This is a genomic window from Rhodococcus sp. 06-470-2, assembly GCF_002258235.1.
Classification (GTDB): Bacteria; Actinomycetota; Actinomycetes; order Mycobacteriales; family Mycobacteriaceae; genus Rhodococcoides.
Map to the genome: position 1 here is coordinate 126,927 of NZ_NOYB01000037.1, position 13,453 is coordinate 140,379.

Below are 13,453 nucleotides of genomic sequence, written 5' to 3' on the forward strand. Positions count from 1 at the left end.
CTCGGAGTGGACCGACATGCCGACTCCGGTACCCGTACGGATCGTAGAACGCTGCAGTCACAACCTCGCTGCGAGCCGGTGGTAGGCCGCGTTCCATCGCAGTGTCTGTTGGAATCCACGCGTGGTGGTGCCCGCATCGATGGTGAGCAGTTCGACTCCGATCATGTCCGAGAATGCCTCCAGCACAGGCAGACCGATGGCGGTGCTCAGAACCGTGTGGTGGGGCGCACCGGCCGTCAGCCAGGATTCCGCCGACACCGCGAGTGAGGGCTGCGGTTCCCACACAGCGCACGCCACGGGTAGTTTCGGCAGCGCCTCGTCGGGCTCGACGACGTCGATCACGTTGGCTGTCAATCTGAATCGTTCACCGACATCCGAGAGTCCGACGACTACGCCGGGTCCTGGATCGGCGGTGAATCGCAGTCGCACCGGGTCCTCGCGGCCACCGATGGACAGTGGATGGATCTCCAGGGTGGGCCGCGACGCGGTGATCGACGGGCACACCTCGAGCATGTGTGCGCCGAGGATCTTCTCCGCACCGGGAACGAGGTTGTAGGTGTAGTCCTCCATGAACGACGTTCCACCGTCGAGTCCCTCGGCCATCACCTTCATGCCGCGCAACAACATCGAGGTCTTCCAGTCACCCTCGCCGCCGAAGCCGTATCCGTCGGCCATGAGGCGCTGCACTGCGAGCCCGGGCAACTGACGAAGTCCGCCGAGATCCTCGAAGTTGGTGGTGAAGGCCCTGAATCCGCCGTCGGTCAGGAACTGCCGCAGCCCGGCTTCGACACGAGCACCGTAGCGGAGGGATTCGTGACGGTCACCGCCCTTGTCGAGACTCGGTGCGATGTCGTAGGACGAGCGGTATTCGTCGATCAGGTCCGAGATCGCCGAGTCGCTCACTCCGTCCACCACCTCGACCAGATCGTTGACGCCGTAGGTGTTGACGGAGACTCCGAATCGCAACTGCGCTTCGACCTTGTCGCCTTCCGTCACTGCGACGTCGCGCATGTTGTCGCCGAAACGTGCCAGGCGCAATGACCTCAGCTCCGCTCGGCCGAGGGCCGCTCGCACCCACTGCTCCGCACGCTCCACAACCGCGGGATTGTCGACGTGGCCCGCCACGATCGTGCGCAGAACCCCCACCCGGGACTCGACGTGCCCGAACTCGCGATCACCGTGGGCGGCCTGATTGAGGTTCATGAACTCCATGTCGATCGTGGACCAGGGCAACGACATTCCCGCCTGCGTATGCAGGTGCAGCAGCGGAACGTCCAACGCATCCAGGCCGGCGATCCACATCTTGGCGGGGGAGAAGGTGTGCATCCACGTCACCACGCCCACGCATTCGTCGGCGGCATTGGCCTCGCGCATGGTGCCGAGGATGGACGACGCGTCGAGCAGAACCGGCTTCCAGACCATCGAGACAGGAAGTGCCGCATCGAGTTTGTCCGCGATCTCGCGAGACTGGGCTGCTACTTGTTCGAGGGTCTCGGGCCCGTAGAGGCTTTGACTACCGGTGAGAAACCAAACTTCGGACATGGGAGTACCTCCGTGGAGAGAAGATTCGGCGCGCCGGTCAGCGCTGGCCGTAGACGTTCTGATAGCGGTCGTAGAGCGCGTCGACCGATGCGCTCGGAATGCGAAGTGGCTGTCCCAGTTGGTAGGACAGATGTACCGATCGCGCGACGTCCTCGCACATGACAGCCGCCTTCACCGCCGATCGAGCGGTGGGTCCCACCGCGAACACACCGTGGTTCTGCATCAGCACGGCGGGAGATCGACTGTCCGCGAGGGTGTCGACGATGCCGCGGCCGATCGAGTCGTCGCCGATCGTGGCGAAGGGTCCGACCGGGATGTCTCCGCCGAACTCGTCCGCGCACATCGTGGTGACCACGGGAATCGGTTCTCCTCGGGCCGCCCACGCCACCGCGTACGGCGAATGTGTGTGCACCACACCGCCGATGTGATCGAGGTGTCGGTAGACGTAGGCCTGCGCTTCGGTGTCCGATGACGGCGCATGGTCACCCTCGACCACCTTGCCGTACAGATCGCACACCACCATGTTGCCGGGCGTGAGATCGTCGTACGAAACGCCACTGGGTTTGATGACCATCAGATCCCGGCCCGGAACCCGCGCCGAGACGTTGCCTGCCGTCCACACGACCAGTCCGTACCGCATCAATTCGGCGTGCAGGGTGCAGACGTCGCGGCGGATCTTCTCGATGGCCTCGCGCACGTCGTCGACGACGGTCATCGTGCATCCACCCTTCGGGTCAGCGCGTCACGTCGCAGTGCTCGCAGACGGCGCATGGTCGGCACGTCCCGGCCGAACCGGTCGTGCAATTCCAGATAGATCTCGAACAGGGAGTCGTAGGCTTTCGATCGCGATTCGTCGGGCACGAAAGCGGCCCGGTGTACCTTGCCCATCGACTTCGAGGCGACGGGCACGTCCGGGTAGCACCCGGCCGCCACCGCCGCATGGATGGCAGATCCCAGAGCAGGTCCCTGTGCGGAGGCGATGACCGACAACGGCATTCGCAGCACATCGGCGTAGATCTGCATGAGCAGCGCGTTGCGTGCCAACCCGCCGGCGACGACGAACTCCTCGACCGGGACGCCACTGTTGCGGAAGGTTTCCACGATGACGCGGGTTCCGAATGCAGTTGCTTCGAGCAGCGCACGGTAGGTGTCCTCGGGACGCGTGGCCAGCGTGGTCCCGACGACCAGGCCGGAGAGCTCGTGATCGACCAGAACCGACCGGTTCCCGCTGTGCCAATCGAGCGCGACGAGTCCGTGCTCGCCCACGTCCTGCGCCTGCGCGAGGCGGGTCAGGTGTTCGTGCACCGACTCACCTGCCGCAGCAGCCGCCTCGCTGTACACCGCGGGAACCGATGTGCGCGTGAACCATCCGAAAATGTCGCCTACACCGCTCTGGCCTGCCTCGTAGCCGAACGATCCGGCGACGATTCCGCCGTTCACAACCCCGCACATGCCGGTAACTTCCTTCAGGACGGTCGAGCTCATGACGTGGCAGGTCGAGGTCCCCATGATGGCGACCATTCGGCCCGGTTCCACCGCTCCGGCCGCGGGTGCCGTCACGTGCGCATCGACGTTGCCGACGGCGACGGCTATGCCCTCGGGAAGTCCGGTCCATCGCGCAGCCTCGGCGGTCAACGTACCTGCACGAGAACCCAACTCGCCCAGAGGCTGATCGAGCTTGTCGGCGACGAAGGAACCGAAGCCCGGTGCCAGTTCGGTGAGGAAGTCCACGGACGGGTAGTGCCCGTCCTGATAGATGCCCTTGTAACCGGCGGTACAGGCGTTGCGTACGTAGTGTCCGCACAGTTGCCACACGATCCAATCGGCGGCTTCGACCCATCGGTCCATCGCGTCGTAGATCTCGGAATCTTCCTCGTGAATCTGCAGTGCCTTGGCGAACTCCCATTCCGAGGAGATCAGTCCGCCGTAACGAGGCAGCCAACTCTCGCCGCGACGCGCGGCGAGTTCGTTGATGCGGTCCGCCTGCCCCTGTGCCGCATGGTGTTTCCACAATTTCACGTACGAGTGCGGTCGATCGGCGAAGCGCGGATCTTCGCACAGCGGAGTGCCGTCGGCGTAGGTGGGCACCATGGTGCACGCGGTGAAGTCGGTGGCGATGCCGACCACCTGCTCGGCCTCGATGCCCGCAGCGGCCAGCGCGGCGGGTACCGCCCGACGCAGGACGTCTCGATAGTCGTCCGGTACCTGCAGGGCCCATGCGTCGGGCAATCGGACCGTGCCGTCGGGCAGCGTCTCCTCGAGCACTGCGTGTCGGTAATCATCTACTGCCGAGGCGATTTCGGTGCCGTCGGACACCCGAACGACGACGGCGCGTCCGGACAGGGTGCCGAAGTCGACCCCAACCGTGTATCGGTCAACCGGCATTCAGATCTCCTTCGTGGGTCACCGACTGTGACGTGTGCAACACAGTGTGAGCGCTAACATCGTGTCGAGTCAAGTGTCTGCATCGCGAAGTGGGCGGATCCGACACGATGCGTTCGTCTCGGGTGGTCCTTGCCGCCTATGTCCGGATCGGAGTTACTCGCAGCGCTCGCATGCGCGCCTGTGCATACTGGTGTGATGCGGGCCACATGCGCGATCAGTTCGATGATCTCGGCCCGCCGGTCGCGCAACTCACTCACCGAAGAGGAGAACTCATGGCAGACAACAGAGCAGTGACGTACGCAGGACCGGGCAAGGTAGAGGTGCAGGACATCGCTTTTCCGGGCCTGGAGTTGACCGACGGCCCTGGTGTGAATCCGGCCAACGTCGGACGCAAGTGCGAGCACGGAGTGATTCTGAAGGTCGTCTCGACCAACATCTGCGGCAGCGACCAGCACATGGTTCGTGGGCGCACGACCGCGCCCGAGGGGCTGGTGCTCGGCCACGAGATCACCGGCGAAATCGTCGAGGTCGGACGCGACGTCGAGTTCCTGAAGGTGGGGGACATCTGCTCGGTTCCGTTCAACATCGCCTGCGGGCGGTGTCGAAACTGCAAGGAGCGCAAGACCGGAATCTGTCTCAACGTCAACCCCGATCGACCTGGCTCGGCCTTCGGCTACGTCGACATGGGTGGGTGGGTTGGCGGACAAGCCGAGTACGTCATGGCACCGTACGCAGACTTCAACCTGCTGAAGTTCCCCGATCGTGATCAGGCTCTGGAGAAGATTCTCGACCTGACCATGCTCTCGGACATCTTCCCCACCGGCTTCCACGGAGCGGTCACCGCAGGAGTCAAACCCGGTGCGACGGTGTACATCGCGGGCGCGGGACCGGTCGGCCTCGCTGCTGCGGTCGGTGCGCAGTTGCTGGGAGCGTCGGTGGTGATCGTGGGCGACATGAACGCCGACCGGTTGGCCCAGGCGCGAACGTTCGGCTGTGAGACCGTCGACGTGGGCAAGGGTGCACCGCAGGATCAGATCGAACAGATTCTCGGCGTGCCAGAGGTCGATGCCGCGGTGGATGCGGTGGGCTTCGAGGCCCGCGGTCACGGTGGAGATTCGTCGAGGGAGGCCCCGGCCACGGTTCTCAACTCGCTGATGGACATCACCACGGCAGGCGGCGGCATCGGCATCCCGGGGTTGTACGTGACCGGCGATCCCGGCGGCGTGGACGAGGCTGCTCAGCGTGGAGCTCTGTCGCTCAGCCTCGGCACCGGTTGGGCCAAGTCGCTGTCGTTCGCCACCGGGCAGTGCCCAGTGATGAGCTACCACCGCGAGTTGATGAATGCGATTCTGAAGGAACGTGTTTCGATCGCGAAGGCGGTGAACGCGACGGTCATCACCCTCGACGACGCACCGCGGGGCTACCGCGAATTCGACAGCGGAGTCGCTCAGAAATTCGTCATCGATCCACACGGCATGATCGCGAGCTGACACCAACCCTGCCGGCACGGTCACAGTCGAGAAGAACGCGACGGTGACCGTGCTGCGCCGAGTTCGGCAGATGTTCGCGACACCTATGCTGGGGTGATGTTCCTACTCTTCGGTTTCGGCAGCAAGCGCAAACACGTCGGCCCAGGCTCGACGCGGACCTGCCCGCGGTGCCACAACACCACGCAGTGGGCGCGCATGAAGCAGTACCAGCAATTCACGCTGTTCTTCGTCCCCGTTGCTCGGTGGAAGCGGGTCGAGTTCGAGCAGTGCGGAATCTGTGGCGAGGCAGTGTCGGTGTGAAAGCCTCCAGAATCCTCGGCTCGTGAACATCGCCGAGGACTACGCGGCATGGAAAGCGCTCGGCCCCGGTGGGCTACCCGCCAACATGGTGGGGTAGGCAATCACCAAGATCCTCACCCCGCTCGGTAGGGATCCGTTGACCGTGCGTGGCGTCGACGCCGCATCGTCGGCGTGGGAGCTGCCAACCCGGCCCGGTGTCGATGTTCGACGTCCTCGAGTCCTGTGCGCGTGCAGATTCCGATCGTCTTTACCTGGGCACAAGTCATTTCGAGAAGCGCGGGCAGGCTCTGTACGTGGTCGCCGAGGCCCGACGACCCGGTGTGGTGAGACAAGCCGGTGGGGAGATCGCTCACGTCCACCCCAGCGACGGGTCGCTGCACGTCGTCGCGCAGCACGGCCATGCCCAGCGCATCATCGATGCCGGTTGGGGAGAATTGCATCCGCTGGCCGGCCGCCCACCGATCGGACTTCCCGAGCCCTACGTCCTGCGGTACTCGCCTCGAGACCGTCACGACGTCGAGCAGATCACCCGGATCCTCTATCGCATTGTCGAAACTGCCGTCAGCACAGGCTGATCGCTCGATCGCCGAGCGGCGCTCGGGAGCTCGGCAGCCCACGCGAGCTGCCGAGCCCCCGATGACGACTCACGCCGGTGCCAGCACCACCACCGAGTTGTGTCCGCCCATTCCCAGGGACGATTTGACGGTCAAGCCGGGCTCCGCAGCGGTGAAACCGTCGAGCAGCAACGGGTGCGCATCGGATACCTGCGGGGCTGCGGGCACGAGTCCACGCTCGAATCCCATCACCGCAGAGATGGTTTCGATCGCCGACGCCGCGCCTTGGCAATGTCCGGTCAACGGCTTCACCGAATACACCTGCGCGTGGGAGTCCAGCACCGTCTCCAACATGGTGGTTTCCGCTGCATCGCACTGCGCGGTGCCGGGTCCGTGGGCGTTGAGATACCGCACCTGCTCGGCAGTGACGTCGGCGTCGGCCAAGGCCTGCTCGAAGCAGTCCCGCACCTGGGTGAGCGCAGGGTCGATCGAGGTGGCGTGAAACGCGTCATGTGTCATCGAACCGCCCAGCACCCGTGCGTACGACGCCGAACTGCGCGTCGACAGTACGAATGCCGTTGCGGCCTCGCCCATTCCGAAACCGCGGCTACCTTCTTGGAACGGCCGGCAGCCTTCCTGCGGCTCCACGTCCACGACACCGACGCCGAGCTTGACGAAGTGGTCGATGTTCTCCGGAGTCAGGGACAGATCCGTGGCGACGAACACCACGTCGTCGACGAATGCCGTATCGAGCCACATCTTGGCGGTGAGCAGACCGGCGTTGCTCGACGCGCACATCGCCGAGACGTTCATCGCCGGGCCGTGAAAGCCGTATTCCTGCATCAACAGCGACACCGGGGTAGACGGCATCAGCGTCAGGTAGTCCCGAACACGGCGTTCTCCGCCGTCGCGCAGATAGAAGTTGCGCCACTCGTCCACTTCACCCAGGACGACGGCATGGATCAGACCCACCCGTCGACCCGGCTGCCAGCCACGCGCCAACGCATCTTCGACGGCTTCGCGTGCGGCCCCGCGAAGTGCACGCCCGAATCGACTCGATCCGTCGTTCTCGTCCCCGCCGTCGGGAACTTTCGCGAGCCACACCGGATTGTGCCCGGGTCTGGTCTGGTCGTGGTGCAGGGTGGCCGCCGCCTTGCCGGTGAAGAGGCCGTCCCACAGTGCGGATGCGCCCCAGCCGTAGCCGGACAGTGCGCCGATCCCGGTGATGTCGATGCCATGAGAGCTCATCGTCGAAATCCATTTCTTTTCGAGGTACGCGAACCGGATTCGGCTCGCTCCTCGATTTAGCCCGGTAAACCGGCACCGGGTCCAGCCGAGAAAGAGGCATAGCGCCCGAATCGGGCGGTACACTTCGGAGGTGCCTCGGTAGGTGGTTCAATCGGGTGTTGACCGTCCGTCTACGAACGCGAGGACCGAGCATGGAATCAGGGGAGCGCAACAGCGTCGGCGACCCTGATTCACGTGCCGCGTCGCCAGGACTGGCGGATCGATATCGGGTTCTCGTCGAACATTCACCGGATGCGATCGGAGTCCACCGACGAGGCGTGATGGTCTACCTCAACCCCGCCGGAATGAAGTATCTCCGTGCCCGGAGTGTCGCCGACGTCATCGGCCGCCCGATCACGGCGTTCATCGCCCCCGAGTCCGTTGGGCCCATGCTCGAACGGATCGCCGCCCTCGACAGGCACGGCACCGCCAGTGCAGCGTCGGAGGCGACGGTACTGGCCCTGGACGGGACGGTCCTGACAATGGAAGCGGTGTCGGTTCGCACGGTCTGGAACGGCGAGCCGGCGTACCAGGTGATACTTCGGGATCTCACCGAGCACAAGGCTGCGCAGAGGGCGCTGCAGAAGCAAGCTGCACTGGTCGAGCACGTCAGCGACGCCATCATCGGGGTATCCGCCGACGGTCTGGTGTCGAGTTGGAATCCCGCCGCCGAGTCGGTCTACGGACGACCGGCCGCGGACGTACTCGGGCGTAGCGTCTCGCATGCGGTGGGGGTGCCGTGCGATCCGGCGGCCATTCTCGGTCTCGGTGGTCGGCTGTGCGAGTCGCATCGGCACGCGGACGGATCGGCGCTGGCCGTGATGGTCTCCGCAGCCCAGATGCCCGACGGTTACGTGTTGGTCTGTGCCGACCAGAGCGCGGTGCGCAGAGTCGAGGAACACTTCACCGCCGTCGTGGAATCGCTGGAGGCGGGGGTGGTGGTCCTCGATCACTCCGGCCGCATCGAATCGGCGAACCTCGCAGCGAAGACGATTCTCGACATTCAGGTCGGAATGGCGACGGCAGGACAGGCGTCGGTCCTTCCGTTTCGCGTGTACGGCACCGACGAGGGGCCGATCGAGCCGCACGAGCATCCTGTCGCCGTCACCAGCAAGACCGGACAACCCTGCCAGGCCGTGATCGGAATCGAACGGTGCCGGGACGGCCGACACTTCTGGTTGTCCTTGACGGCGACGATGCTCAACGCATCCGACCCGACCCCCTCGGTCGTCGCGACGTTCGTCGACATCACCGACACCTATCGGATGAGCATGAAGCTCGAGCATGCGGCCACACACGACGACCTGACCGGCCTGCCGAACAGGCCGTTGATCCTGGCTCGTCTGGACGAGCAGTTGGCCGAGTCCGATCGCGAGGACTCGATGGCCGTGCTGTTCATCGACCTCGACAACTTCAAGACCATCAACGATCTGTACGGTCACACCGTCGGCGACGCCGTTCTGGGTGTGGTCGCAGACCGTCTGACGCGAGCCCTTCCGGCCGAGGCCTTCGTGGGGCGTATCGGAGGCGACGAGTTCGTGGCCGTCGTTTCGCACTGTGTGGGGACCGAGGCCGACGACGTACGCGCCGAACTCGCCACACCGATCACGGTCGCGGGGCGGGTGTTGACGGTGACTGCGAGCATCGGCGGCGTGACCGTCGACCGCGACGACACCCGAAGTGCCCTGGACATACTCGACGATGCCGATCACGAGATGTACCAGGCCAAGCCGATCACGCAGTACATTTCGCATTCATAACAACATCGGTAGCAATCTGTTGTTTCTGTTACCGAAGGTACGCATGGTGCGTGCGACTCGGACATACTTCGTCGGTGATATCGACCGCGCGCAGGTTCCTTCTCGTCGTACCCATGGTGATCCTGGCGGTCGCCGGGTTGCTGTTCTCTGCTGCAGGAACCGGTGCCGCTGCGCCCTCTGTGTGGCGCTACACGATGGTGGCGTTCGGTAACGACAGCGATCGAGACATGGATGTCTACGAATCCGGCGACGGCACCGATTTCACAGCGCTGCAGACAGCGGCGTACCGACCCCCGTCCGGAGTCGTGCGTGACGCGAGCATATTCCGGCACACCGATGGTATGTACTACGTGACGTACACGACCGGCGGCGGTGCGAACATCGGCTTCGCGCGCAGCAGTGACCGCGTGAACTGGACGTTCCTGCAGAACTTCCCGATTCCGTTCTGCTGCGCCTTGCTCCCGGGCACCGGAGCCGGTACCGGCTCGGCCAGCCCATCCGGGTTCAGCGGATCGGCCGGCTTCTCGGACGGACCGTCGTTGTCTCCGTTCACCACGAAGGCGTGGGCACCGGAGTGGTTCGTCGAGGGAGACCGTGTCAGCGTCATCGTGTCGCTGTCCACCGGCGGTGGGTTCGTGCCGTATCTGATGACGGCCCTGGATCCGGGCCTGAGGATGTGGAGCTTTCCGGTTCCGTTCGTCGGCATCGGAGCCGACCACATCGACACCACTGTGGTGAAAGTGGGGCCGACCTATCACGCGTTCACCAAGAACGAGACCCACAAGGTCATCGAACACTGGACGGCACCGTCGTCGATCGGTCCGTACACCCTCGTCCCGAGCCGCGATTTCGGGCCACTGAAAGAAGGTCCGACCGTCATCGAATTACCCGACGGTACATGGCGGTTGTACTACGACGACTACACCAACCGAAAGTACTTCTACTCCGACAGCACCGACGGGTTGAACACCTGGTCCGAGCCTCGGGAACTCCCGGGTGTGTCGGACACCGTCCGTCACGTCGGTGTGATGAGAGAGCCCGCCTGACAGCGGTTTTCGTGTCAGTCGGTGGCTCCTGCGAGTGCCCGTAGCCCGGCCGCGATGAACTCCCCGGTGGCCTCCGCGGCATTGCCTGCACCGGCCCCGGTGTCGGAGCCCGACAGCGCGCGGTGGGTGATTCCCTCACCGATCACTCCGAGCTTGAAATTGGCCAGGGCGAGGTAGAAGCCCCAATCATGAAGTTCTCGACCGGATTCCACTGCGTAGTGTTGTGCGAGGTCCGCCGCGGACGGGTATCGATCGCTCGTCCATGCAGCGTCTGCGCCGAGGACCGCATCGAAGACCGGTTGGCGGTAGATGCACATCAGTGCGACGTCGGTCAGGGGATCACCGAGCGTCGACATCTCCCAGTCCACCACCGCAGCAACGGAACCGACGTCATCGGCGTCGAGAATGGTGTTGTCGACACGATAGTCGCCGTGCACGATGGACGACGCAGATCCCGCCGGTACCGCCGCTTCGAGCGCGCGATGCAATCGGTCGACATCGGGCAGGTCGCGAGTCTTGACTCGGTCCCACTGCCGAGCCCACGTGGCGACCTGCCGCGCGACGAAACCGTCGGGTCGGCCGAAGGTACCCAGGCCGACGGCGTCCGGATCCACCGCATGCAGTCGCGCGAGAACTCGAACCAGCTCCGCGGCGTTGGCAGTGACCTGCTCGTCCGTCAGATCGTCGAGATCTTCCCGCGTGCGGACCACTCGGCCGGGGACGAACTCCACGACGGTCATGGGCGCACCCAACGTGGAACCGTCTCGGTCGAACGCGACGGTTCGAGCGACCGGTACATCGGTGCCCGCCAGCGCCTCGGTGACGGCCCATTCCCGGGCCATGTCGTGCGCGGAGGGCGTCAGCCCACTGGTTGGAGGTCGACGGACGACCCAGGTCGAGGTGTCGTCGTACGCCCGGTAGGTGAGATTGGACCGACCGCCGCTGATCATCTCGACCGACAATGCGCCGTCGACGTCGATTCCGTGTTCTCGAAGAAACCTCTCCAGCGCAACGAGATTCATACCGGGCAGTTCGCTCACGCCTGTGCCTCCCGCGCTGCGCGCTTGGCAGCACCGATCGTCCGCTTGGCGATGGCCCACCGGTGTACCTCGGACGGGCCGTCGTAGACCCGGAACGGGCGTACTTCGCGGGAGAGCCTGGCCAACGGAAGATCGTCGGAAACCCCGAGGCCGCCGCACATCTGGATACTGCGGTCGACGATACGGAAGATGGCCTCGGCGGCGAACGTCTTCGCGATCGACGTCTCGTTGGCCGCGTGCCCACCTCGATCCAACTCGAAGCACGCCACCGTCAGCAGCGCCCTGGTGGCCGCGATGTCGATCTCGTTGTCCGCGACCATCTTCTGCACCATGCCGAGGTCTCCGAGCTTTCCGCCGAATCCCTCGCGCCGGGCAACCTGCGCGACGGCGATGTCGTGCGCACGGCGGGAGGCTCCGAGCCAGCGCATCACGTGCGTCATCCGGGCAGGGCCCAATCGAACCTGGGCGTACGCGAATCCCTCGTCGACGGCACCGAGCACGTTCTCGTCGGGCACGAACGCGTTCTCGAAGAACACCTCGCAGTGACCGCCGATCATCGCTTTGTCCAAAGTACCGATGTGTCGGCCGACCCTGATTCCCGCGGTGTCGGCGGGTGCCAGGAACATCGTGGCCCCGCCGCGATCGCCGGGCGCGCCCGAGGTGCGGGCCATGATGATAAAGAAGCCTGCGCCGTCGGCTCCGGTGATGAACCACTTGTGCCCGTTGATCTTCCAGCCACCCTCGACTCGCTCGGCGGCGGTGGTGAGTGCCGCGGGATCGGAACCGGCACCCGGCGCGGGTTCGGTCATCGCGAAAGCCGACCGCACGTCGCCGCGCGCGAGCGGAGCGAGAAACTGCTCTTTCTGCGCTGCCGACGCGATGTGAGCGAGCATGTGCACGTTGCCTTCGTCGGGGGCTCCGAGGTTGAGGGCGATCGGACCGAACAGCGAGTATCCGGCTTCCTCGAACACCGGTGCCCGGTCGCTCATCGACAGCCCGTGGCCGCCGTACTCGACCGGCGCGTGCGGCGCGAACACGCCTGCGTCCTTGGCGGCCGCCTGCATCTCGATGCGTAGATCGTCACCTCCGGCGTCGGCGACGTTGCCCAGGAATCGGTCTTCGATGGGAAGCACATGATTGCGGGTGAACGTGCGTGTCCGATCGATCAGCTTCTCGATGTCGGGGTCGTACGTCAGATCGATGGCCACGATGCGCTCCCATTCCGATACCGACCGAACACTCGCTCGGTCACTGGAAGATTGGCACAATCGGTCGGTCGGGTCAAGGATCCCCGGGTAGCTATCGGTGCCCGCCGGTCGTGGCACCCACCGTGCGACGGGCGATGTCGAGATAGACCGCCACCAGCTCGCTCGGAGTCGACGGCCCGTCCGGTCGATACCACGTCGCTACGCCGACACACATCGTCGTCACGGCTCGACTGGCGTCCCTCGGGTGCGGTGTGTCGAACAGGCCCGCATCGACACCGGCGGCGACGATCGCGTCGAGCAGTCGTTGCTCCTCGTCCCGTTTGGCAATGTAGGCGGAGCGGTTCCCGGGGTCCAGGCTGCGGATTTCCGTCGAGCACACGAATGCGGCGTCGCGCCTGTGAATGTGGAACAGCAGTAGCGATTCGACGACGGCGTCGAAACGGTCACTCGGCGACGTACCGGCACCGGCCTCGGCCGATCGAGTTCGCTCCAACAGCTCGTCCATCGCCGCGTCCATGATGCCCACCAGAAGAGCCTGCTTCGACGGAAAGTGGTGGTAGAGCCCGGGAACCGACAGTCCGGCTTCTGCTGCGATCTGCCGCACCGATGTTCCGTGGTAGCCCTGTTCCACGAACGTCTTCAACGCCGACGACAAGGCAGGGGAGAGGTTCGAGCCCTCGTACGTTCGCCAGGTGGATGTCGCGGTCATGCGCCCACCGTAGATGGCCGGGCGGCGGGTGTGGTCCCGGAAGCACCCGGTTGACACTTCTGTTGTGATCCGTAACACTACCGAGTATCGACCGAGCGAGTGTTCGGTCGGTCGATCTCGGTCAGGCCAACG

At 64.8% G+C, this 13,453-nt stretch carries 12 protein-coding genes; 5 read left to right on the forward strand and 7 right to left on the reverse strand.

Going from position 1 to position 13,453, the window contains the following annotated elements; translation table 11 throughout:
- Window positions 1-57: 57 nt before the first annotated feature.
- The 3 genes from araA to araB are packed head-to-tail and all read right to left on the reverse strand — an operon-like array spanning window position 58 to window position 3,927.
- Window positions 58-1,542: an L-arabinose isomerase gene (gene araA, locus CH276_RS20625; protein WP_094631538.1), complete on the reverse strand. Its 1,485-nt coding sequence runs from the start codon at window positions 1,540-1,542 to the stop codon at window positions 58-60.
- Between the two features lie 37 nt (window positions 1,543-1,579).
- Complete coding sequence (locus CH276_RS20630) at window positions 1,580-2,257, reverse strand: L-ribulose-5-phosphate 4-epimerase (RefSeq protein WP_094631539.1); 678 nt, start codon at window positions 2,255-2,257, stop codon at window positions 1,580-1,582.
- The gene (gene araB / locus CH276_RS20635; protein ID WP_094631540.1) at window positions 2,254-3,927 is read right to left on the reverse strand and encodes a ribulokinase; all 1,674 of its coding nucleotides are present in this window, start codon (window positions 3,925-3,927) and stop codon (window positions 2,254-2,256) included. Before araB ends, CH276_RS20630 begins: the two co-directional genes overlap by 4 nt.
- A 272-nt stretch (window positions 3,928-4,199) precedes the next feature.
- On the opposite strand from araB, the gene fdhA reads away from it, so the two are divergent.
- The 3 genes from fdhA (at window position 4,200) to CH276_RS20650 (ending at window position 6,292) form a co-directional block, all read left to right on the forward strand.
- A complete protein-coding gene (fdhA, locus tag CH276_RS20640; protein WP_045200100.1) occupies window positions 4,200-5,417 on the forward strand; it encodes a formaldehyde dehydrogenase, glutathione-independent in 1,218 nt (405 codons plus the stop codon).
- Window positions 5,418-5,513: 96 nt separating this feature from the next.
- Complete coding sequence (locus tag CH276_RS20645) at window positions 5,514-5,717, forward strand: zinc-ribbon domain-containing protein (protein ID WP_094631541.1); 204 nt, start codon at window positions 5,514-5,516, stop codon at window positions 5,715-5,717.
- Between the two features lie 200 nt (window positions 5,718-5,917).
- On the forward strand, window positions 5,918-6,292 hold the full coding sequence (locus CH276_RS20650; protein WP_141214759.1) for a luciferase domain-containing protein: 375 nt from the start codon (window positions 5,918-5,920) through the stop codon (window positions 6,290-6,292).
- Window positions 6,293-6,361: 69 nt separating this feature from the next.
- Here CH276_RS20650 and CH276_RS20655 read toward each other — a convergent pair whose 3' ends face one another.
- Window positions 6,362-7,519 (reverse strand): beta-ketoacyl synthase N-terminal-like domain-containing protein, encoded by a 1,158-nt coding sequence (locus CH276_RS20655; protein ID WP_094631543.1) that lies wholly within the window; start codon window positions 7,517-7,519, stop codon window positions 6,362-6,364.
- A 191-nt stretch (window positions 7,520-7,710) separates the two neighbouring features.
- Between CH276_RS20655 and CH276_RS20660 the strand changes: the two genes are divergently transcribed.
- Both CH276_RS20660 and CH276_RS20665 read left to right on the forward strand, forming a co-directional pair.
- Window positions 7,711-9,318, forward strand: a complete 1,608-nt coding sequence (locus tag CH276_RS20660; protein ID WP_094631544.1) for a sensor domain-containing protein — start codon at window positions 7,711-7,713, stop codon at window positions 9,316-9,318.
- 113 nt (window positions 9,319-9,431) lie between these two features.
- Entirely contained in the window at window positions 9,432-10,364 is a 933-nt protein-coding gene (locus CH276_RS20665) for an arabinofuranosidase (protein ID WP_094631545.1), read from the forward strand.
- Between the two features lie 14 nt (window positions 10,365-10,378).
- Here the strand turns inward: CH276_RS20665 and CH276_RS20670 are convergent, their stop codons facing one another.
- From CH276_RS20670 to CH276_RS20680, 3 genes are all read right to left on the reverse strand, one after another.
- Window positions 10,379-11,404 carry a phosphotransferase family protein gene (locus tag CH276_RS20670; protein ID WP_032394249.1) on the reverse strand — a complete coding sequence of 342 codons (1,026 nt, stop codon included), beginning with the start codon at window positions 11,402-11,404 and terminating at the stop codon, window positions 10,379-10,381.
- Window positions 11,401-12,612 (reverse strand): acyl-CoA dehydrogenase family protein, encoded by a 1,212-nt coding sequence (locus tag CH276_RS20675; RefSeq protein ID WP_032394250.1) that lies wholly within the window; start codon window positions 12,610-12,612, stop codon window positions 11,401-11,403. Before CH276_RS20675 ends, CH276_RS20670 begins: the two co-directional genes overlap by 4 nt.
- Window positions 12,613-12,703: 91 nt before the next feature.
- Window positions 12,704-13,321 carry a TetR/AcrR family transcriptional regulator gene (locus tag CH276_RS20680; protein ID WP_032394273.1) on the reverse strand — a complete coding sequence of 206 codons (618 nt, stop codon included), beginning with the start codon at window positions 13,319-13,321 and terminating at the stop codon, window positions 12,704-12,706.
- Window positions 13,322-13,453 lie beyond the last annotated feature (132 nt).

Excerpts from the sequence above, each read along its gene's own strand:
- CH276_RS20650 (WP_141214759.1), top strand. The coding sequence starts at position 5,918 with ATGTTCGACGTCCTCGAGTCCTGTGCGCGTGCAGATTCCGATCGTCTT.
- CH276_RS20645 (WP_094631541.1), top strand. The coding sequence starts at position 5,514 with ATGTTCCTACTCTTCGGTTTCGGCAGCAAGCGCAAACACGTCGGCCCA.
- CH276_RS20660 (WP_094631544.1), top strand. The coding sequence starts at position 7,711 with ATGGAATCAGGGGAGCGCAACAGCGTCGGCGACCCTGATTCACGTGCC.
- araB (WP_094631540.1), bottom strand. The coding sequence starts at position 3,927 with ATGCCGGTTGACCGATACACGGTTGGGGTCGACTTCGGCACCCTGTCC.
- CH276_RS20680 (WP_032394273.1), bottom strand. The coding sequence starts at position 13,321 with ATGACCGCGACATCCACCTGGCGAACGTACGAGGGCTCGAACCTCTCC.
- CH276_RS20630 (WP_094631539.1), bottom strand. The coding sequence starts at position 2,257 with ATGACCGTCGTCGACGACGTGCGCGAGGCCATCGAGAAGATCCGCCGC.
- CH276_RS20665 (WP_094631545.1), top strand. The coding sequence starts at position 9,432 with ATGGTGATCCTGGCGGTCGCCGGGTTGCTGTTCTCTGCTGCAGGAACC.
- araA (WP_094631538.1), bottom strand. The coding sequence starts at position 1,542 with ATGTCCGAAGTTTGGTTTCTCACCGGTAGTCAAAGCCTCTACGGGCCC.
- fdhA (WP_045200100.1), top strand. The coding sequence starts at position 4,200 with ATGGCAGACAACAGAGCAGTGACGTACGCAGGACCGGGCAAGGTAGAG.
- CH276_RS20655 (WP_094631543.1), bottom strand. The coding sequence starts at position 7,519 with ATGAGCTCTCATGGCATCGACATCACCGGGATCGGCGCACTGTCCGGC.